We start from the raw sequence: 20,106 nt of genomic DNA on the forward strand, positions 1-20,106 counted from the left end.
CATTCCAGTAAAAGCGTGAAGATCATGGCTTCAGATCTTGATGCTGACGAGCTTAATGATTGCTTTACCTGTCATGCTACCGGGTATGGGAAACCCGGCGGGTTCGTTTCTTTTGAGCAAACTCCCCATCTTGCAGATGCAGGATGCGAGGTTTGTCACGGTCCTGGGTCTCTTCATGTTGAAGACGGCGATCCTGATCTTATCAAGAGGAAGATGACCATCGAGGAGTGTGAAGTCTGCCACAATGCAGAACGGGTTAACAACTTCAATTACAAGCCGCTGATTTTCGGCGGAGCTCATTAGGGAGGTCGTTATGAAATTTATTAAGACTTCCCTGGGTAACAAGGTCATGGTGCTGACCTCATTGCTCACTGCTACGACTTTTATTGTTCTGTTTCTGGCAAACTCTTTCTGGCAGCGCACTACCATGATGGAAGAGATTGAAAGGAATGCATACAAAACTGCGGATATGCTGCAGCTGGCCATCCGCGAGCCCATGGCCAAGGGTGATAACAGGGGTACAACTGAAAAGTTTGCTACCGTTTCAAAGAAATATTCCGATGTTGCCATTTACCTGACCAACTTCAAGGGAAATGTCACCTATTCTACTAGCACAGGGGACATACGTTCCGACATTAAAGATGTAATTCGCGACAAGGATATTAATAATCTTGTCGGGCAAAGCCTTAAGAAAACCCTCAAGAGCGGCCTCCTTTCAGAAATAGGCGGTAAAGAGGTTTTTGTTGAGGTTGAAACCATCGAGAATGAGAAGGCCTGCTATCACTGTCACGGCAGGAAACAGCCTGTACTCGGAACCTTGGTGATGGTGCAGGATGTTTCACCTCAATTTGCAACATTTCATGAGTCCCAATTCAAAGGGGCCGCGCTTTCATTCGGAGGCTTTGTCGCTCTGCTTGCCGCTCTTCTGTTCTTCATGCGTAGATCAATTGTGAATCGTATTCAGATTATCTCCGGTGCTACAAGTGATTTTGCCAAGGGTAATCTTGACGCACAGTTTGCAGTGAACAGCAGTGACGAACTTGGCTCGCTTGGAGATCATCTTGGTGAAATGGCCCGTCAGATTAAAGACCAGCTGGTTTACAACCGCGGTGTACTTAACGGTATAACCGTGCCCATGATCGTAACTGACGGTGACAGCAAAATTGATTTCGTTAACGGACCGATGCGCGACATCCTCAACAAACCTGAAGATGCCCTTATAGGAATGGATGTCGGTGATTTTTTCAGGGTTGATGGAAAATCTCTGACTCAAGAGGCTATCTCTTCCAGTGATTGCCCTGAAGGCCTGCTGAGATTCAACCGTGAAGACGGTGTTGAATTCCCGTTGCGCTATCAGGTCTGCCCGCTTCTTAATGCTGAAGAAGAGACAGTTGGTGCAATCGCGGTAATGGTCGACCTTACCGAAGAGGAAGCCAGTCGTAAGCATATTGAGCAGCAGCAGGAATCTTTGCTTGAAGTAGCCAATGAGGTTACCGAAGTCTCCAAGGCTTTGCTTTCCTACACCACTGAGCTTTCTCATCAGATGAATGAACTGACTGCAGGTGTCGATACTACTGCGATGCAGACCGGACAGGTTGCAACCGCAATGGAAGAAATGAACGCTACAGTTCTTGAAGTTGCACAGAATACCGGGGAAACCGCTGAAGCCTCCGACAGGGCCAACTCAGTTGCCCGCGACGGTGGAAAGGTTGTCAGCAACACAGTGTCCGAGATTCATATTGTAACAGAAACCACGGATAAACTCTCCGACATGCTCGCCGACCTTTCGGAGCGGGCCATCAATATCGGCGAAGTAATGTCTGTTATTAATGATATTGCCGACCAGACCAACCTGTTGGCTCTGAACGCAGCCATTGAGGCGGCTCGAGCCGGTGAAGCCGGACGTGGATTCGCTGTTGTAGCTGACGAAGTCCGTAAGCTCGCAGAGAAAACCATGGGCGCAACCAATGAGGTTGAGAGCGCAATCACACTCATTCAGCAGTCTACCGACAAGGTAGTCTCCGAGATGAGCGGAGTGCGCGGCAGGGTTGAGAATACCGTGCAGATGGCGGAAGGAGCTGGAGGCGTACTCAGCCAGATCGTCAACGAGAGTGAGACCATTGCCGACATGGTCCGGGCTATTGCCACCGCAGCAGAGCAGCAGACTGCGACCAGTGATGAAATTAACAACAGCGTTACTGAGATCAACGGCCTTTCACAGTCTCTGTCCGACGGTATCCAGAATGCAAACTCCAACATTCAGGAAGTAGCGGAAATGGCTCAGAAGCTGAGTCAGTTGGTGGAAAGATTCAAGTAGCATTAACCGTTAAAGTAATTAAAAGTCCCCTCCCGCAGGTAGCGAGAGGGGACTTCTTTTATGATGGGCACATAAGGAAAATGAACCCCCTGAAAGGATGACTTTCAGGGATATGCTGGACTATACAAGTTCGCAACTCATTGACAGTCTTGCGCTGCACTACAGAATAAAGACATTCGTATCGTTTGTTATGAGGCTATTTTCAGTGTGAAAATGATGCTTAATACTTAACGCCAGCCCTTACCTGAGTTGCTGAAAATCTCTGTTATGCGAATATTTTTTACGGGTTTGAATTTGCTTGCGCGTGCTTCCTGCGGGGTCTTGCCGGTGCTTTCGTAGATTGTCTCCATGTACTTGAGCAGTCCGACCATTCCTTTACTTTTTTTGCTGGTCTTTTTTACTTTGCAGGTAATGGTATCGGGTGAAATCGCGTGGTATCTGGCGAGGTAGGTCCCGTCTTTTTGGAGTAGAACTTCCATACGACTGAAGCCTTTGATGTGGCTTTTGTTCAGCTTGACAACCCAGCCTATGGCGAAATTTGTAAAGGTATCCAGTTCTTCCTTGGTTCCGGAGTGGGAGCCATATGCAGCTGAGCAAAGCAGCATGACGATAAAAACAGATGTTAAAATTTTACTGGCAAGTCTCATGGGGTTCTCCAAATTGCGAAAAGGGCGGAAAGATAAATCTTTCCACCCTTTTTAATGCTTATGTGGCTTTTAGTCTTCTACGTCGATTTCAACGCGGCGGTTAAGCTTGCGTCCTTCTTTGGTCTTATTGTCGTATTTAGGATTCATTTCGCCATATCCCTTAACTTCCAGACGTTCAGGAGCAATGCCGTTGGCTGCAAGCCAGTCTGCCACAGACTTGGCTCTGCGCTCGGAGAGACCCTGGTTGTAAGCTTCGGAACCTGAGGAGTCAGTATGACCGCCGACCATAACCTTAAGGTTCGGGAATTCTTCAAGCATGGTTGCAGCTTCAGTCAGTGCCGGAACCATTTCATCAGTGATCTGGTACTTGTCGAAACCAAAGTTGAAATTACGGAAAACGATTTTTTCCTGAACCGGAACAACCGGAACTACAACTTCTTCAACAACTTCAACGATCAGTTCTTCTTCCTGAGTGTAGAAGACATCCTGAGCGAATTTATCCAGAACTGCTTTGTCAGCGAGTGCACTGGCATCAACATAAACGCCGCAAGGAGTGAGGCTTGCGAGACGCTTCAGGTTGGCCTTACCGCGTGCGGTGTCGGCTACGCTGATGATGTGCAGGCAGAAACGGTCACCGTATGTCTTTGCCATATCGGAAACGATACGGACAGGATTGCGTCCGGAGTTTGTCAGACCGTCGGAAACAAAAATCACCGCGAATTTACCGCCCCAGTTTTTGACAACGCCGTTAAGGTCGGAAAAACCTGTTCCAATCGGGGTGGACTGGAAGAAAGGCAGGTCGCTGGGAACGGATGCGATTCCTTTAGCCATGGCTGCTCTGGTGAACATGGACTTAGGGGAATACGTTGCAAAGTCGGGCATCGCGTAAAGAGCAGAGTCGTATCCCAGTTCGGGAACAACATTGTTGAGTCTCTTCAGAGCGTTGATTCCGGCGATAATTTTAGGAGTGCCGGTGGCATCATATGTCTGGGACATGGATGGTGAAGTATCAACAAAGTATGCGAAAGCATCAACTTTGGGTTTAAGAACGATTCTGGATTCAGCTGAGGCCATGGAGCCGAAGGCCAGAAGAGCGGCTAAGGCAACAGTCAGGATTAATGAAACTTTTCTTTTGAACATTATGAAAGTCCTCCGGTATGTTGGTTAACGGTTTTAATTAGTTTTATTACTCTACCAAAATTAAGGTATTGGCAGGGCTTAATCAATAGTTTTGTGTTATTTTTATGGTCTTTTTAATTTTCTGTGCCTAGGAAGTGCTTTTCAAGCATGATTTTAAGAATGGTCCTGTCGGTATCGATCATACCCTGTGTGCTCAGGGTGCCTATGTTTTGCATGGTCTGTTCAGGGGAGCTGCCGATAATGCCGTCCGTTGAATGTACGTTTACTCCATGAATGGCAAAGAGGGCGGCTTGGACAGCTGTGCCTGCCGCAGTTGCAAGTTTTAATGCACATCCGCATTTAGCCCCGTCACAGATGATTCCGGCAAGATCTTCGGTAAGGTTTGTGATGGCTCCAGCCATTTGAGGCGGGGTTCCACCCATAAGATAGGTGATCCCGGCTGTGGCCCCGGCTCCGGCTGCGACAGAGCATCCGCATACAGCGGATAACCTTCCTGTCTGGGCTTTCACGTACGCGGTTACAAGGTGGCTGAGGGCGATGGCCTCCAGCATGGTTTTTTCGGAGCAGTCCACGAATTCACTCACTGCATAAATGGGCAGGATTGCTGTCAGGCCGTGGTTTCCGGATCCGCCTGAACTCATTGCCGGAAGCTTGATACCGCCCATGCGGGCATCAGATGCGGCTGAGGTTATGGTGCGGGCGGCCAGAATCATGTCTCTGTTGAGGATTTTCATGCGGGCCAGCTTTTCAAAGGTAGCCCCTACGCCCAGACCCGAACCGTGTTTAAGCCCGTAATCAGCAAGGCGCATGTTGTAAGTGATCCCTTCTTTAAGAAACGTAAAATCCTGCTCGTCAAGATCGTTAATCATATCTACCAGATCATCGAGGGACAGAGTCTTAATGAACTCTTCGAGCTTGGAGACATCAGCCTTTTGTGCCAGTTGTTCTTTGACCAGAGTAGAGTTCTTAACCGGTTCTCCGTTAAGGGTCAGAGAAATAATATTGTCGTGTACGCCTTCAATTATTGTTTCAACGTGATCGGGACCGAAGGTAAGCAGAGCGCGGACATAAATTCCATGCCTGTTTTCAAGCAAGTTTACTGTAACAGGTTTTTTGTCTTTGTATTTGCAGGCGTCTTTAGCACTTTCCTCATCAAGAGGCTCAAGAACTTCAAGTCCAAGTGCCGGTTCTCCGTAAAGTGCTCCCAAAGCTGCTGCGGTGTCCAGTCCGTTCAGTCCTCCAGTGCCGGGGATAATTACGGCCAGCCCGTTCTTATAAATATTCGGGTCAACCCAGACTTCGATTTTATCCGGCCTTTTATCGGGCATCACTGAAGCTGCGGCAGCAGTGGCAAGTGCAATTGCGACAGGTTCGGTACAGCCAAGAGCTGGGGAAACTTCGAGATGGAGGATTTCTTTTACAGAGTATTTCATGACAATCCTTTGAATTCTTCTGTTGATTTACTGTTGAGGTCTAAGTCTGTTTGGATAAGTAAGGTTCGTATATAAATAAAGTCTAGAAAAAATCATAATAATGTTTGTGCTTAAATAAGGATAACATTAAAATACAATTAAGCAAGATTAAAAACAAGAAGTATAAAGTTGAATTATGGTAATGATGGGATGGTGAATGCTTAAATATGATTTAAATTGTTGTGTACAACATAACTTTATCTATATCGGCGTTGTCTTTTATTTAAAAACTGAGCTTTTTGTGCATCAACGGATGTTGAGAGAAAATTATTGCGTTTGTTTTTGTGTAAATAGGGTCTTTTAACTTAAATGTAGTTGAAAAGTGTCAGAAAAATAAGTAACATCCGGCAACTTGTATTGTGTGATAGTACTAATAGACGTTTATATCTGCTTAAGATAGCTGGAGAAATTATATATGTATATTGTAACTGGCGGAGCCGGTTTTATCGGTAGTGCCATGGTCTGGAAATTAAACCAGATGGGAATCGACGACATTCTGATCGTCGATAACCTTGCTAAGACTGATAAATGGAAAAACTTAGTCAATCTTCGCTACGAGGATTACATCCACAGGGATCAGTTTTTCAAATTCATTCTCGAAGGTGACGATCCCTTTAAAACTGATGCTGTAATCCACATGGGTGCCTGTTCCTCCACCACAGAACAGGATGCGGATTTTCTTATGGAGAACAACTACCGCTATACCCAGATGCTTTGCCGTTTCTGCCTCCAGCATGATGTGCGTTTCATCAATGCTTCCAGTGCTGCAACCTATGGTGACGGACAGTTCGGCTTTGATGACGATCATGCAGGCATTGACCGCCTCAAACCCATGAACATGTACGGTTACTCCAAGCAGCTTTTTGATCTTTGGGCCAAGCGCGGCGGAGTGCTGGATAAGCTGGTGAGCCTTAAATTTTTCAATGTATTCGGACCTAACGAATACCATAAAGACGACATGAAGAGTGTTATCTGCAAGGCTTTTAACCAGATCGGTGAAACCGGTGAGATGAAACTGTTTAAATCCTACAAGCCTGAATATCCCCACGGCGGCCAGAAGCGCGACTTTGTTTATATCAAGGACTGCGTGGACGTTATGTGGTGGTTCCTGCAGAATCCGCAGGCTAATGGTATCTTCAATATCGGTACCGGACAGGCCCGTGAATGGAATGAACTTGCACGGTCTGTTTTCGCAGCGATGGATGTTGAGCCGAACATCAGCTACATCGAGATGCCGGAGACTATCCGCGACAAGTACCAGTATTTCACTCAGGCCAATATGAGCAAGCTGGTGGAAGCCGGCTATGATAAGCCGTTCACTTCGTTGGAAGATGCGGCTAAAGATTATGTGCAGAATTATCTGGCTCAGGAAGATCCTTATCTCAAGAGTTAATTGTTAATCCGGTTAGCCGGGACATTTTGAATATTAAAGGGCAGGTTGTTTTGAAATCCAGGTTCGTCATCTTTGTAGTTTTACTTCTTCTTTGTCTGCCGTGTGCTTCAATGGCACAGCAACAGATGACCGTGCCCATGACCGATAATAATGGCGTGGAGCAGAAAGGTGAGCAGTGGAAGTTTTCCGCAGATAAACTTATTGTGGAAAGCGACAGCGAATACCTTCAGGCCTACGGGGATGTAACCCTTCGCAGTGGCGATAACTACATTAAGGCTGATTTTGCCCGTTTTTATCAGGCTACCAAATGGATTTATCTGCGCGGTAATGTGAAAGCGCAGATAAAGGGCGACTTTTACGATGCGGCTGAAGCTGAATTCGACCTTAATAATATGGTCGGCTGGCTTAAAAAGGGCCGCGTTTTTGTTGCTAAGCCCCATGTCTATTTTGAAAGTGAATTCATTGAAAAGCATAACGGAGCCACTTATAGCTTCAAGGATGTAAAAGTGACTGCCTGTGAGGGCGAGAATCCTCTTTGGTCCTTTGAGTCCGGTGAAGGTGATATCACCATCAACGGTTATGCCCGCCTCTGGCACTCCAAGTTCAAAGTTAAGGGTGTCCCGGTTATGTACACTCCTTACATGGAACTTCCGGTACAGCGTGAACGCCAGTCCGGTATCCTTGATCCTGAAATCGGTAACTCAAACCGTCTCGGAAACAGGTTCAACCTGCCGTTCTACTGGGCTATCAATGATGAAATGGACATGACCTTCTACCCGGAATACCTGAGCAAACGCGGATTCAGGCCCGGTGTTGAATTCCGTCATTCCGAAGATGTGAATACAAAAGGATCATGGCGTGCTGATTGGTTGTACGACAGCAAAAGTTACAACAACGCCAACGATGCAAGTTATTCCTTTAGTGACAGCATGATCAGGCCCAACCAGAACCGCTGGTGGATCAGGTCTAAATACAACGGATATCTCGGTAATCCAGACTGGCAGACCATCTTTGATATGGACCTCGTATCCGACCAGGATTATCTGCGTGAATTTCGTTCCGGCTCCAATGGTTACGAAGCCACCCGTGACTCCTTTCTTGATGAATTCGGGCGTGACATAGCCACTGCAGATGCCAACGAAAGAACCAGTACCGCCCTCATAGCCAGAAGTTGGGATAATTACTCTGTTTCGGCCATGGCACAGTACACGGAAAACCTGCTTTACCGTAATGACAACGCTCCTTCCACACAGGACCCGACTCTTCAGACAATGCCGCAGCTTTCCGCTTACGCATTTAAGAATAATTTCTTCGGGACTCCCATTGAGTGGGAAGGTGAATTTCAATCAAGCTATTTCTGGCGTGAATACGGCACCACCGGTGGACGTATTGACATCAAGCCTTCATTCAGCATGCCTGTGCGAGCCGGTGGAATTACCTTTATTCCTTATGCAGGTGTAAGGGCCACCAATTATCTGGGAACATCTTTCCAGAACTCTACTTCTGATGGTAGTCACGATTCTACTCAGTTCCGTTTTCTGGCCGATGCCGGAATCAGCGCGGCTACTGATTTTTACCGCGTCTTTGATCTGGAATCCGCTCCTGTAGTTACCAAGGAAAATGTAGGGCAGTCCGGCTGGACCCGCATGAAGCATAATGTGATTCCTCGTTTGGAATATTCATGGGTTCAGGATGACTCTGCGTCTCAGACCAAGTTGCCTTACTTTGATTCTCGTGACCGTATTTCTGAGCAGAACGATCTTGTCTTCTCTCTTACCAACGTTTTCGACCGTAACCGTGTAACAGTGGTTATGGATGCTGATGGTAATCCGGTTCTTGAAAATGACTATCTTGAATTCCTGCGGGTACGTTTGGAACAGGGGTATGACATTGACGAAGAAAACCGTTCCATAGAACTCAGTGAGTATGAACGCCGTCCCTTCTCTGACTTCATGGCCGAGATTATTGTTACTCCCTATAATTTCGTAAACCTCACCTCCAGAACATGGATTTCCCCATATCTGGGTGAAGTCACTGAGCATGAAAATATTCTTAAGCTCTTTTACGATGAGTATGCGGAGTTCTCTCTCGGGTACGATTACCTGCGCAAGATTGATGAATATAAACGTCAGCAGGACACAGACATGCAGATCATCAGTTATGGCATGAAAGCCAAGCTGCCTTGGAATCTGCGGATTGGCGGTAAATTCAGAACCGATCTTAATTCTGACCGCGACCTTGAGAAAACAGCGTCAGTGGGTTGGAGTCATCAGTGCTTTTCCTTGGATTTCATTGCCTCCAAGACCACTGTTGATGAACGTTACGGTGTTAACTTCAATCTTATCGATATGAGCGGATTTTAGACCTTATCTTCGACAGAACTTACCGGGCCCCCCGACTACTGATGTGTAGACGGGGGGCCTTGCTTATTGTAATCTCGGGATTATAAATTTTGACTTACACAGATAAATAAAAATACCAGATAGATATATCATTATGAGCACTCCTGAAATTCATGTCCTTCCAGCTTCACTGCGTAACCAGATTGCCGCCGGTGAAGTAGTGGAGCGGCCTTCAAGCGTAGTTAAGGAACTGGTGGAAAACTCCATTGATGCAGGCAGCACACAGGTAGATGTTGCTGTTGAGCGCGGTGGACAAGGCTTTATTTCCGTGAAGGACAACGGGTTCGGTGTCGCAGCTGATGAGTTAAAGCTGGCTGTTACCCGCCATGCCACCAGTAAAATTTCCAATGTTGAAGATCTGAGCGCTATCACCAGTTTCGGCTTCCGCGGTGAAGCTTTGCCCAGTATTGCCTCGGTTTCGCGCTTTAAGATGAGCTCCTGCCGTAAAGGAGCCGATGAAGGATGGTTTATTAATGTTGAGGGCGGGGATGTGGTTGATGAAGGTCCGGCTGCTATCCCGGGAGGTACTTCGGTTGAAGTTCGTGACCTGTTTTTCAATGTTCCGGCCCGCTTGAAATTTTTGAAAACAGAGAGCACCGAAGCGCGTCGTTGCAACCAGGTAATGTTTAAGATTGCCCTTGCCAATGTTGATGCCGGATTCTCTTTTACCTCCAATGGTCGGGAGCAGTTTCGGCTTCCGGCCGGACAATCTCTGCCGGAGCGTTTGTCCGTATTCTGGCCGCGTAATATCTGTGAATCCCTGCTTGAATTTTCACATGAAGCCGGGGAGATGAAAGTGCATGGCTGTGCCGGTATTCCCGGACTGGCGCAAGGCCGAGGTGACCGCATTGTTATGTTTGTCAATGGTCGTCCCGTTCAGGATAAGCTGCTGCTTAGCGCCATTCGTGGAGCCTACAAAGGGCGATTGATTTCTCGTGAATATCCGCAGGCGGTGCTCTTTTTGGAGTTGCCTCCGGAATTGGTTGATGTGAACGTGCATCCGGCAAAGATGGAAGTCCGGTTTCAGGAAGAAAGTGCGGTTTTCAGCATTATTCGCAATGGCATCGGGCAGGCTCTTTCTCGCTATGAGCTTGGCATTATGGATGAAGGCAGCCCTATACAAAGTCAGCCTGAAATGCCGGTCCGTCCAGCTGTTCGTGAAAAGAAGTTATCGGAAAGTGTCTCCTTGCCCATCGAGCCTGCAGCAAAATTTTCCAGCTGGAACGAATTTAAGAATACAGATTTTACAGCCTTGGATGATGAACCGGAAGTGGGCTCAGGTCTGCCTAAGTCTGATTTTACGTCTGCATCTGTTGCTGAATCCCGCCCTGAACCGGGTATGTTTCATGAACAGGCCATGGATTATGCAGCGCAGGAAAATCCGCTTTCTGTGCCTGAACCGCAAGAGTATGGATCATGCGCCGCTGGTCCCATTTATGTTCCCGGTTCGCGTATCGAGTATCTGGGGCAGGTTGCTGATACCTATCTGGTTCTGAAACTCCCGAACGGTTCTCTCGGTCTGCTGGATCAGCACGCAGCCCATGAACGGGTGATCTACGAGAATATGAAATCCCTGCGTACTCGCGGTGAATCGCGTCCGCTGGCATTACCCATCGATATTGTTCTGCATCCCACTGAAGTTCAGCGGGTACAGGAAATGTGGGAAGACTTGCAGGCTGCGGGCTTCATGCTGGAGCTTGAGTCCGGGCAGACACTTTCCATGCGCGGTATTCCTCCGGCACTTGAAACCGGAGAAGCAAGGGAGTACTTAAAAGCAGCGGTGGACGGACAGGCCAAGACTTTGGATGACCTCTGGATCATGCTTTCCTGCAAATCAGCCATCAAGGCAAGCCTGCCGCTGGCAGTCAATGAAGCTCTTTCTTTGCTGGAAGCTTGGGTAAAATGCCCGCAACGGGAATATTGCCCTCATGGGCGTCCTGTCCTGATCAGTTGGTCCGCGCTGGAAATGGAGAAACTTTTCAAACGCAAATAGCCAGTCTCAATCTCAACCGGAGATCTCCAATGACTATCGGATATAATACACTTGAAGTTGAAGTTGATTTAAATGCCATTCGCCATAATTACCGGCTGCTTAAAGAGAAAGGAAGCAGGGTGTACGGCGTGGTAAAGGCTGATGCCTATGGTCACGGACTGATAGAAGTTGCCCGTGCCCTTGAAGAAGAAGGGGCAGATACTTTCGCTGTCGGCACAGTTGGTGAAGGCATGCAACTGCGTAAAAGCGGTTGCAGCAAGCGAATCATTTCATTGCTCGGTCCGCTCAACGAGGAAGATTGTTTCAATGCGGCGCAGAACAAGATCATTCCGTTTATCGGTGAATTTGAACAGCTGGAAATGCTTTCCGCTGTTGTTTCTGCTCAGGGTCGTAAAGTCGAAATCAGTTTGAAATTTGATACTGGGATGTCCCGGCTCGGTTTCAGTGTCAATGAGCTGGATAAGCTGATTGAGTGGCTGAAAATCAATCCTCAAATCTGTCCGGTACTGGCCAGTTCGCACCTTGCCACTTCTGATGATCCGGCATACGAGGGGTATATGTCTGCGCAGGCGGAGACATTTTCCGGTATTTTGAAGCGTCTTGCAGATGCCGGATATGAGCTGGAAGCATCACTTGCCAACTCTGCCGGAATTCTGGTTCATGATCAGGTTCATTATTCCGCCCAGCGCGGGGGAATTGCCCTTTACGGCTCCAACCCGTTGCTCGGAACCGGTTGGAGCGAGTGCGGCCGCGACCTGAAACCTGCCATGCAGGTGCGGACCAAGATTGCTGCTGTACGGGAGCTCAAAAAGGGGCAGGCAATCAGTTACGGTTGTACCTATACCGCAGAGCAGGACATGACAGTTGCCATTGTCTGTGCCGGATACGCCGATGGATACAGCCGAGGACTTTCGAGTGTCGGAGAGGTCTGCATTCACGGGAAGCGGGCCAGGATTCTGGGCCGGGTGTGCATGCAGCTTTGTATTGTGGACGTCAGCCATATTGAAGATGTTAAATTCGGTGATACCGCCTACCTGCTGGGCGGAAAAGGTGAAGGGCGCATCAGTGCCGAAGATTTAGCCGGATGGTGGCAGACCATTACTTATGAAATTTTTTGTCTTCTGGGGATGAATCCGAGGACATATAAAAAATAAAAAACGGGAGATATAACATGTCTTGGAAAGTAGCAGAAAGTCATCCGCTTAAGGATGTTGATCCGGCGGAACTCAGGGATAAATGGGTGAACGTAGCCATGGATATGGCTTTGATTCCTGAAAACAACATCCGCGTTTATATCGAAGACGGCATTGTGCGTATCGAGGTGAGCGAAGAACTTTACAACTGCATGGCTGGTATCTAGCCCTGAGGTGAAGGGCGGTCTGTAGAGGCCGCCTTTTGTCTTTTCCCGCTGTAACTGCAAATCGGAGTTTTTCATGAAAAAAAACAGATTTATTCCGGTCCTCCTTTTCGCTCTGGTCTTTTGTCTTTTCTCAGGGTGTTCAGATAAAAAAACATCCGGTGAATTCAAGGTCGGAGTTGTTGCGGTTACCAGCGGTGAACTGTTCAGGAAAGGAAACTACATTGTTACTGCCGCGCGTTATGCTGCAGAGAAGGTCAATAAGTCCGGTGGGCTGGAATTAGACGGAGAGCCGCATAATGTTAAGCTGTTTCCGGCGGACAGTAACGGCGATCCTGAAATGGCCGCTAAGGTCACACTCAGGTTGATTCAAAAAGAAAAAGTCTCTGCCATTGTCGGGGCTGCAAAGAGTAATGTGGCGCTGGCTGTTGCCAAAGTATGTGAGGAGCACAAGGTACCTTTTATTACACCGGTAGCGGGTACCAATAAGCTGACTTCTTTTAAATATTCTTTTCGTGTTTCTTACACAAACACCGTGCAGGGTGAAGCTTTGGCCCAGTTTGCCAAAAACGACCTTGGCCACAAGGATGTGGGAATTTTGTTCGATTCTTCCAGTCCTTACAGTGCCGAACTGGCCCGCTTTTTTAAAGAAGATTATTTGAATTGCGGAGGAAAGGTTGTTTCTTTTCAAGGGTATGTCGCACGGGATCGAGAGTATTCCTCCCAGTTGAAGAAGATAATTGAGGCTGGCGCAGAAATACTCTTTCTGCCTAATAACACCAAAAAAGTTCAATTACAGGTAGCTCAGGCCCGCAAACTTGGTTTCAAAGGCATTCTTATGGGTAGTGATTCATGGGATTCCATTGAACTGGAACGCAATCCCTTATTCAAAAACAGCTATTATACTGATCATTGGGTTCCAAGCCTGCCAATTAAAGGGGCTGCGGAGTTTGAAAGGGACTACAAGAAAGCAAACGGTGTGGATCCCAGTGAACTTGAAGCCTTGACTTATGACGCTGTTAATTCACTTTTCAATGCTGCAAAAATAGCCGGAACCGATAATCCGGTAGCTATCCATGATGCTCTGGTGGACATGCCCCCCTTCCACGGGGTGACCGGGACTTTTGACTATAACAATAACGGCGACCCGGATAAGGATGTCATCATTTCAACTTTCCGCGACGGTCATATCACAGTGCAGGATATTATTGATCTGAAATAAATTTTCCTTTTAAAGCAAAACAGCCTGCGGGATTTCCCACAGGCTGTTTCGGTCGAGATATGTACGGTAGATGTACTTATGGCTTATATTATGCCTAGTCTTGCGACTAGTGGTCGCAGGTGTTGGAGCCTGTCTGGAGGCTTCCTGCAAGGTAGCTGGAAACCACGTTTTCAGGTGCTTCAGCAGGGGAACCGACAATGACTTTTACGCCTGCATCGGTGAACAGGGACTGTGCCCTTGAACCCATGCCGCCGGCGAGTACCAGCTGTACGCCCTGATCTGCGATCCATTTGGGAAGCACACCCGGTTCGTGGGGCGGGGGAGTTTCCATGTTGGTGGCAACAATTCCCTTGGTGGCGACATCAACGTCCATCAGTGCGAACTGTTCACAATGCCCGAAGTGCATGCAGAGTTTGCCTGCTGCAACGGGTACTGCGATTCTGATCATGCCGTTTTTAGCTTGAAGCTCTTCAGGCTTAGGCATTTCATTGTTCTCCTGCAAAGTGTCGGTGAGATCCAGCATGGGCTTGATGATGGTGTTCAGAGCCTTGCCGGTGGGGCTTTCGTGGTCAGTGCGGATGATGGGGTAACCTTCATCACCGGAACGGCCCACTTCGGGGTCAAGAGGTACGCGACCAAGGAACTTGACTCCGGTTTCCTTGGCAAGTTCTTCACCGCCGCCTGAATTGAAAATATCGTGTACATTTCCGCAATCGGGGCAGACGAATCCGCTCATGTTCTCTACAATACCGAGAACGGGGTTGCCGACCTGTTTGCAGAAGTTAACGGAACGGCGCACATCGTCAATAGCAACGCCCTGCGGGGTTGTTACGATAACTGCGTGAGCGTCCTGACCGAGGGTCTGCAATGCGGAAAGAGGTTCGTCACCGGTTCCGGGAGGGCAGTCAACGACGAGGAAGTCGAGGTCGTTCCATGCAACATCCTGTACGAATTGTTTGATCATGCCGATTTTTACGGGACCACGCCAGATTACCGGATCGTCTTTGCTGGGCAGCATGAAGCCGAGGGACATAACCCAGAGATTGCTGGACCAGGAGATGGGTTCGATCACTTCATGCCCGATGTGAGGTTTCTCATCCTGCAGGCTGAGCAGGCGGGGAACACTGGGACCGTGTACGTCAACGTCAAGCAGTCCGACCTGTTTACCGGCAAGAGAGAGAGCAACGGCAATATTGGTTGCTACAGTACTTTTACCGACGCCGCCTTTACCGGAAATAACCACGATTTTGTGTTTGATTCTGGAAAGGGTTTTTTTCAGTTTCATATCTTCGGGGCTGCAACCTTCAGAACAACCGGAAGAAGAACAGCCGGAACCTGATGAAGAGCAGCTTCCGCATGCGTGATCGCTCATATATCAATCTCCTGACCCTCATTGGCAGAGGGGGTAGTCATTATTAAAAACAGATTGTCCAATCTGTCACAATAGGCATTACAAGGTAAACTAAGACGTGAACCTGACTTGTCAATGGTTGAAAGGTTCAGTCATGCCCGCAGAGCAAGGGAGAGGAGAAAAGGCATGACTGAACGCGATAAAGGAAATTTTACCAGTGGCCCGGTTTGTCCGCATCCGCAGCAGCTTCGAGCTTGCCGTCTTTAAAGGAAGACAGGGCTTCTGCAACAGTCCCTCCGCCTACGAGGTAGACTTCGATGGAGCCTTTATCTAGTGCGGTAAAGGCCTTAGGGCCTACGTGTCCGGTGATTACCGCAGTTGCGCCGGTGGCGGCTACGTTCTGGGCAGACTGGATTCCTGCACCCTGAGCCGCATTCAGGTTCTGGGTGTTGTCGATGTATTCCTGAGTATCGGTATCGGTATCGCAGACCAGAAAGCCTTTTGCGCGACCGAAACGAGGGTCGATATCTCCGTTGAGATCATTGCCCTGACAGCTGATGGCGATTTTCATATTATTTACTCCTGTGCACTGAGTCCAGGGTCGGTTCGCAGGGGTGCATTGTATCCTGCACACCCTTTCTGGCCCTGAAGCCCCTGTTTCCCTGTCCGCACCTGCCTCTGCCCCTGCATCCGGGCATGACATGGTCTTCCAGACAGTCCTTTTGATAGGCGGAGAGCACTTGCTCGGTCATTCCCGTAATCCACGGTACAACTCTAACTCCGGCCTGTTCCAGTTCATTCATAGTGCAACCGCAGATTGCACCGCATATTAAAAACGTTGCCCCGCAGGCTGTAATGGCGGATGTCCTGTCCTTTGGGTCTTTTGAGGGAAGGGATAGGTAGCCTGCGGGACAAATTTTATTGTCATCCACCCGGAACAATTTCAGGTCCGGGGCATTGTCAAATACGGAGGCCAGCCTGTCTTCGTAGCAGGCTAAACAAAGCAGCGTTGAGTTGGTATTGCGTCCTTCGTTTCCTCTCATGGAAGGCTATAAGGCATAGTTTGTGCCATGAGGATAAAAAAGAATTAAATCGGATATTTATTAGAATTTGGAAGAGATGGAGAGAGGGGGTTTTAGATCAAAATTAGCCGAAAAGGTAGATATGCGGGCTAATTATGCGTCCATGTCATCGCAGCGCGCGATGGTGCGGCGAAGGGTGTCTTTGGAAATACCCAGTTCGCGGCAGGTGGCCATTTTCTTGCCGTTGTTGCGCTCAAGAGCACGACGCACAGCCATGCATTTGATTTCATCCATGGTCAGCGGCATGTCTTCGTGTGAGGCTGTTTCTTTTGATTTCGGCTGGAGATATTCCGGCAGGTGTTCGACCTGAATAAAGCCCGAAGGGCAGAGAATAAAAGCGAACTCGAGGATGTTTTCCAGTTCCCGCACATTGCCGGGGAAGGGATGGCGCATGAGGATGTGCAGTGTGTCTTCGGAAATACCGTCGATATCTTTGCCTTGCAGGGCATTGAGCCTGTTTACAAAGTGGTTGATCAGGAGAGGGATGTCCTCGACCCGCGCCTTGAGCGGAGGAAGGTTGAGGGTCACTACATTCAGGCGGTAGTAGAGGTCCTGTCGGAATGCACCCTGTTCCACCAGTTCTGACAGATTTTTATTGGTGGCGGCTACAACCCGGACGTTGGTTTTCACGCTCTGCACCGCCCCAAGCGGCTCAAAAGTTTTTTCCTGTAATACGCGAAGCAGTTTGACCTGTAATTTGGCAGGCATGTCCCCGATTTCATCAAGGAAAATTGTGCCACCTGCAGCCAGTTCGAAGCGTCCGGCCTTGTCTTTGCGGGCATCGGTAAAGGCTCCGGCCTTGTAACCGAAAAGTTCTGATTCCAGCAGATTATCAGGCAGGGCGCCGCAGTTTACAGCTACAAAAGGGCCATCTTTACGTTCACTGAGGTTATGAATGGCCCGGGCGAAAAGTTCTTTACCCGTGCCGGATTCTCCAAGCAGGAGAACAGTGGCTTCACTTTTACTGACTTGGGGCAGGATGGAAAATACTTTTCCAAGCTGTGCGCTTTTACCGATGATGTCTTCAAAGCGCCATGAATCTTCCACCTCACGGCGGATCATCTGAATATCAGTCAGGTCACGGAAGCTTTCCACGCCGCCTATGAGTTTTCCATCGCCGTCAACAAGTGGTGCGGCGCTGATGGAAACCGGAACCTTGCGTCCGTCAGCGTGGATGAAAAATATGGATTTGTTGGAGATGCGTCCGCAATCGTTCATGCAGGTGCGCAGGGCGCAGTCACCGTCGCAAAGGCTGGAGTGGAAAACGTCCCAGCATTTTGAGCCAACCGCTTCTTCGGGATGGACTCCGGTGATTCGGCTGGCAGCTTCGTTAAAGAATGTTATGTTCCAGTCCCGGTCTACCGTAAACACCCCGTCTGCTAAAGAGTCAAGAACTGCGGAGCACGGCAGGTTGCTAGGGAATTTCATGAAACATCCATCAAAAGGGCGAAGCCTTATAAAAGGTTTTGAAGGGATGGGGTCTGTGGAAGCAAAACTTCTTTAAAAGTTTCGCTTCCACAGCCGTCGGAGACAAAAATTATGCTTTTTCAGCGCGGGCTTTGCGGAGCCATTCGTACCATGCTTCCAGTCCTTCCCGTGTGCGGCAGGACAGAGGGAAAAGGGCGATGTCTGCGTTCAGTTTACGTGCATGCTGTTTGGCCTTTTCAAGATCGAAATCCACGTAGGGCAGGAGGTCGATTTTGTTAAGGATCATGACAGAAGAAATATGGAACATAAGGGGATACTTTTCAGGTTTGTCATCGCCCTCAGTTACGGTCAGCAGGGTGATCTTGTGATCTTCACCAACATTGAATTCAGCGGGGCATACGAGGTTGCCCACGTTTTCCACGAAAAGAATATCGAGTCCTTCAAGGTCGATCAGGGAAAGTGCTTCCTTTACCTGGCTGGAGTTAAGGTGGCATCCGCCTTCAGTATTGATCTGAACGGCCTGTGCTCCGGTTGCGGCAACACGGCGTGCGTCGTTGTCTGTCTGGAGGTCACCTTCGATGACGGCCATCTTGAATTCACCTTTGAGGTCAGCGAGGGTCTTTTCCAGCAGACTGGTTTTACCGGACCCGGGTGAGCTCATCAGGTTGAGGCAGAGAATATTTTTTTCTTTGAAAAATTTGTTCAGTTCATCGGCAATTCTGTCATTTGCTTCCAGAATATTGCGTACCACAGGGATTTCACCCATTTCTAACTCCTTAAGTTAATCATCAATCTCGATGCTTTCGATCTGCAATTCCTTGCCCTGAAGTACTTCATGACCTATTTCCAGACCGCATTCCGGACATGCCATATAAAGTTTGTCTTCGGGTAAAAATTCGTTCTTGCACCCGCCGCAGCGTACTTTGATGGGGATTTCGTTAACTTCAAGAACCGACCCTTGAAGGGAGGTTCCAACAGTAACTGCTTCCCAACCGAAAGTGAGAGCATCGGAGACTACTCCCGCAAGCGCACCGTTACCTACCACAACTTTTTTGAGGCTGGCACCGGGTTGCTTTTCCATTTCCTCTTCAATGATTGCAAGTATACTTTGCGCTATTGACATTTCGTGCATGGAATCTGGACTAACTCAAAAAATTATCAGGGGCAAGGTGCTTTAACGCATAAATCGCTAACTATCGTAGCACGATTAATAATAAGTGTAGTTCATAGTAATGATGGAGCTCTCTTTATGGTTGGTATGATAAAATAAAAAATGAATGCAAGTACGGGCATGTCTTGCAAGTGGATGAAAGCTTGGGTATGGAGGGGGTGTTTCATCTTGCCGTCATGTCCGGCGGCATTTCACGGGGATATATCAGCGGGGGATTCGGCTGCATGTTTGCGGTCGGATTTTGCGCGCCTGATCCTTTGAATATTTAAACTTTTTTACGCACCGGGCTCTTTCCGGATTTTGGAGGACATGCAGATGTATGTGGGACTGAAAATGCTCAAGGACTTTGTGACCGTAACTCCTGATACCTTGGTCAAGGAAGCGGACAAAATTCTGGAAGACAATCAGTTGTGGATGCTTCTTGTTAAAGACGGGGAAAACCTCGTAGGGTATGTCACCAAAGAAGATGTCCGTGCGGCCTTGCCTTCAGTAATAAGCTCTCTGGATAAACATGAACTCAGCTACCTGCTGAGTAAAATTACCGTTCGGGAAGTTGTGCGTGAGAACATCACCACCATTCCGCCGGAAACCGAAATTGAAGCAGCGGCAGACCTTATGTTCGAAATGAATCTTTCCGGTCTTGCTGTTGTCGATGAAAATAAGAAACTCATCGGTTATATCAACCGTAACAAGATGCTTGAGCTGCTGGTTGAAGAGATGGGGCTTAAGCAGGGCGGTTCCCGAATTGTTGTAGATGTTGAAGAGCGGACCGGTGTCCTTTACGAGGTGGCCGGGATTATTTCCAATATGAAGTACAATATTATCAGTACCGGCCTTTTTCACCACAATAACCGCAGAATGGTGGTTATACGTGTCGACACCGAAGACCCTTCTCCCGTTGTTGCGGCACTCCAAGAACGTAAATATCTGGTGGTTGGTCCTGAAGATTTCATGGCTGAATGGTCCACCAAATAAATTCATATTTTCCCCGGCGTAATGCCTGAGAGAATGAAGCCGGATACAGACCCTCTGTTTCCGGCTTTTTTTTGAGCTTTTGTTGTTTTTAAGGTTCAATAAGAGTATAAATAGAGGGAGTGTTTACATTTACCAATAGAGCAATAAGTGAGCCCG

The 20,106-nt window shown here is 48.2% G+C and carries 18 protein-coding genes; 9 read left to right on the forward strand and 9 right to left on the reverse strand.

The features are described from left to right. The coding region (locus tag ACNI23_RS17390; protein WP_420250579.1) for a cytochrome c family protein at positions 1-303 on the forward strand (303 nt) is incomplete at its 5' end. A gap of 10 nt (positions 304-313) precedes the next feature. Next, positions 314-2,317, forward strand: coding sequence for a methyl-accepting chemotaxis protein (locus ACNI23_RS17395; RefSeq protein ID WP_420250580.1), 2,004 nt, complete (start codon positions 314-316; stop codon positions 2,315-2,317). 227 nt (positions 2,318-2,544) lie between these two features. Here the strand turns inward: ACNI23_RS17395 and ACNI23_RS17400 are convergent, their stop codons facing one another. From ACNI23_RS17400 to ACNI23_RS17410, 3 genes are all read right to left on the reverse strand, one after another. Then, positions 2,545-2,964, reverse strand: coding sequence for a hypothetical protein (locus tag ACNI23_RS17400; RefSeq protein ID WP_420250581.1), 420 nt, complete (start codon positions 2,962-2,964; stop codon positions 2,545-2,547). 69 nt (positions 2,965-3,033) lie between these two features. Then, the gene (locus tag ACNI23_RS17405; RefSeq protein WP_420250582.1) at positions 3,034-4,104 is read right to left on the reverse strand and encodes an OmpA family protein; all 1,071 of its coding nucleotides are present in this window, start codon (positions 4,102-4,104) and stop codon (positions 3,034-3,036) included. 113 nt (positions 4,105-4,217) lie between these two features. Then, positions 4,218-5,537 (reverse strand): L-cysteine desulfidase family protein, encoded by a 1,320-nt coding sequence (locus ACNI23_RS17410; RefSeq protein WP_420250583.1) that lies wholly within the window; start codon positions 5,535-5,537, stop codon positions 4,218-4,220. Positions 5,538-5,991: 454 nt separating this feature from the next. Here ACNI23_RS17410 and rfaD point away from each other — a divergent pair, with 454 nt between their 5' ends. From rfaD to ACNI23_RS17440, 6 genes are all read left to right on the forward strand, one after another. Continuing rightward, entirely contained in the window at positions 5,992-6,969 is a 978-nt protein-coding gene (gene rfaD / locus ACNI23_RS17415; protein ID WP_420250584.1) for an ADP-glyceromanno-heptose 6-epimerase, read from the forward strand. 110 nt (positions 6,970-7,079) lie between these two features. After that, positions 7,080-9,332 (forward strand): LPS-assembly protein LptD, encoded by a 2,253-nt coding sequence (locus ACNI23_RS17420; RefSeq protein ID WP_420250585.1) that lies wholly within the window; start codon positions 7,080-7,082, stop codon positions 9,330-9,332. 133 nt (positions 9,333-9,465) lie between these two features. Continuing rightward, positions 9,466-11,364: a DNA mismatch repair endonuclease MutL gene (gene mutL / locus ACNI23_RS17425; protein WP_420250586.1), complete on the forward strand. Its 1,899-nt coding sequence runs from the start codon at positions 9,466-9,468 to the stop codon at positions 11,362-11,364. A gap of 29 nt (positions 11,365-11,393) precedes the next feature. Continuing rightward, positions 11,394-12,518, forward strand: a complete 1,125-nt coding sequence (gene alr / locus ACNI23_RS17430; RefSeq protein ID WP_420250587.1) for an alanine racemase — start codon at positions 11,394-11,396, stop codon at positions 12,516-12,518. A 17-nt stretch (positions 12,519-12,535) separates the two neighbouring features. Next, positions 12,536-12,724, forward strand: a complete 189-nt coding sequence (locus tag ACNI23_RS17435; RefSeq protein ID WP_015850502.1) for a hypothetical protein — start codon at positions 12,536-12,538, stop codon at positions 12,722-12,724. 73 nt (positions 12,725-12,797) lie between these two features. Next, positions 12,798-13,943: an ABC transporter substrate-binding protein gene (locus ACNI23_RS17440; protein WP_420250588.1), complete on the forward strand. Its 1,146-nt coding sequence runs from the start codon at positions 12,798-12,800 to the stop codon at positions 13,941-13,943. A gap of 106 nt (positions 13,944-14,049) precedes the next feature. On the opposite strand, the gene ACNI23_RS17445 is transcribed toward ACNI23_RS17440, so the two are convergent. The 6 genes from ACNI23_RS17445 to ACNI23_RS17470 all read right to left on the reverse strand — a co-directional run bounded on the left by ACNI23_RS17445 (position 14,050) and on the right by ACNI23_RS17470 (position 18,936). Next, a complete protein-coding gene (locus ACNI23_RS17445; protein WP_420250589.1) occupies positions 14,050-15,315 on the reverse strand; it encodes an iron-sulfur cluster carrier protein MrpORP in 1,266 nt (421 codons plus the stop codon). A gap of 190 nt (positions 15,316-15,505) precedes the next feature. Further along, positions 15,506-15,865 (reverse strand): NifB/NifX family molybdenum-iron cluster-binding protein, encoded by a 360-nt coding sequence (locus ACNI23_RS17450; RefSeq protein WP_420250590.1) that lies wholly within the window; start codon positions 15,863-15,865, stop codon positions 15,506-15,508. Position 15,866: 1 nt separating this feature from the next. Further along, entirely contained in the window at positions 15,867-16,337 is a 471-nt protein-coding gene (locus tag ACNI23_RS17455) for a NifB/NifX family molybdenum-iron cluster-binding protein (protein WP_420250591.1), read from the reverse strand. A 132-nt stretch (positions 16,338-16,469) separates the two neighbouring features. Next, positions 16,470-17,804, reverse strand: a complete 1,335-nt coding sequence (locus ACNI23_RS17460; RefSeq protein WP_420250592.1) for a sigma-54 interaction domain-containing protein — start codon at positions 17,802-17,804, stop codon at positions 16,470-16,472. A 109-nt stretch (positions 17,805-17,913) separates the two neighbouring features. Then, a complete protein-coding gene (gene hypB / locus ACNI23_RS17465) occupies positions 17,914-18,570 on the reverse strand; it encodes a hydrogenase nickel incorporation protein HypB (RefSeq protein WP_420250593.1) in 657 nt (218 codons plus the stop codon). Between the two features lie 15 nt (positions 18,571-18,585). Continuing rightward, positions 18,586-18,936: a hydrogenase maturation nickel metallochaperone HypA/HybF gene (locus ACNI23_RS17470; RefSeq protein ID WP_420250594.1), complete on the reverse strand. Its 351-nt coding sequence runs from the start codon at positions 18,934-18,936 to the stop codon at positions 18,586-18,588. 354 nt (positions 18,937-19,290) lie between these two features. Here ACNI23_RS17470 and ACNI23_RS17475 point away from each other — a divergent pair, with 354 nt between their 5' ends. Beyond that, a complete protein-coding gene (locus tag ACNI23_RS17475; RefSeq protein ID WP_420250595.1) occupies positions 19,291-19,950 on the forward strand; it encodes a CBS domain-containing protein in 660 nt (219 codons plus the stop codon). Positions 19,951-20,106: the final 156 nt, after the last annotated feature.

It is taken from the genome of Maridesulfovibrio pacificus (SeqCode) (assembly GCF_048612815.1).
In the GTDB taxonomy this organism is placed as follows: domain Bacteria; phylum Desulfobacterota; class Desulfovibrionia; order Desulfovibrionales; family Desulfovibrionaceae; genus Maridesulfovibrio; species Maridesulfovibrio pacificus.

Excerpts from the sequence above, each read along its gene's own strand:
- ACNI23_RS17395 (WP_420250580.1), top strand. The coding sequence starts at position 314 with ATGAAATTTATTAAGACTTCCCTGGGTAACAAGGTCATGGTGCTGACC.
- hypB (WP_420250593.1), bottom strand. The coding sequence starts at position 18,570 with ATGGGTGAAATCCCTGTGGTACGCAATATTCTGGAAGCAAATGACAGA.
- ACNI23_RS17440 (WP_420250588.1), top strand. The coding sequence starts at position 12,798 with ATGAAAAAAAACAGATTTATTCCGGTCCTCCTTTTCGCTCTGGTCTTT.
- ACNI23_RS17400 (WP_420250581.1), bottom strand. The coding sequence starts at position 2,964 with ATGAGACTTGCCAGTAAAATTTTAACATCTGTTTTTATCGTCATGCTG.
- ACNI23_RS17450 (WP_420250590.1), bottom strand. The coding sequence starts at position 15,865 with ATGAAAATCGCCATCAGCTGTCAGGGCAATGATCTCAACGGAGATATC.
- ACNI23_RS17445 (WP_420250589.1), bottom strand. The coding sequence starts at position 15,315 with ATGAGCGATCACGCATGCGGAAGCTGCTCTTCATCAGGTTCCGGCTGT.
- ACNI23_RS17420 (WP_420250585.1), top strand. The coding sequence starts at position 7,080 with ATGGCACAGCAACAGATGACCGTGCCCATGACCGATAATAATGGCGTG.
- alr (WP_420250587.1), top strand. The coding sequence starts at position 11,394 with ATGACTATCGGATATAATACACTTGAAGTTGAAGTTGATTTAAATGCC.
- ACNI23_RS17460 (WP_420250592.1), bottom strand. The coding sequence starts at position 17,804 with ATGAAATTCCCTAGCAACCTGCCGTGCTCCGCAGTTCTTGACTCTTTA.
- ACNI23_RS17405 (WP_420250582.1), bottom strand. The coding sequence starts at position 4,104 with ATGTTCAAAAGAAAAGTTTCATTAATCCTGACTGTTGCCTTAGCCGCT.
- ACNI23_RS17475 (WP_420250595.1), top strand. The coding sequence starts at position 19,291 with ATGTATGTGGGACTGAAAATGCTCAAGGACTTTGTGACCGTAACTCCT.
- ACNI23_RS17455 (WP_420250591.1), bottom strand. The coding sequence starts at position 16,337 with ATGAGAGGAAACGAAGGACGCAATACCAACTCAACGCTGCTTTGTTTA.
- ACNI23_RS17410 (WP_420250583.1), bottom strand. The coding sequence starts at position 5,537 with ATGAAATACTCTGTAAAAGAAATCCTCCATCTCGAAGTTTCCCCAGCT.
- ACNI23_RS17470 (WP_420250594.1), bottom strand. The coding sequence starts at position 18,936 with ATGCACGAAATGTCAATAGCGCAAAGTATACTTGCAATCATTGAAGAG.
- mutL (WP_420250586.1), top strand. The coding sequence starts at position 9,466 with ATGAGCACTCCTGAAATTCATGTCCTTCCAGCTTCACTGCGTAACCAG.
- ACNI23_RS17435 (WP_015850502.1), top strand. The coding sequence starts at position 12,536 with ATGTCTTGGAAAGTAGCAGAAAGTCATCCGCTTAAGGATGTTGATCCG.
- rfaD (WP_420250584.1), top strand. The coding sequence starts at position 5,992 with ATGTATATTGTAACTGGCGGAGCCGGTTTTATCGGTAGTGCCATGGTC.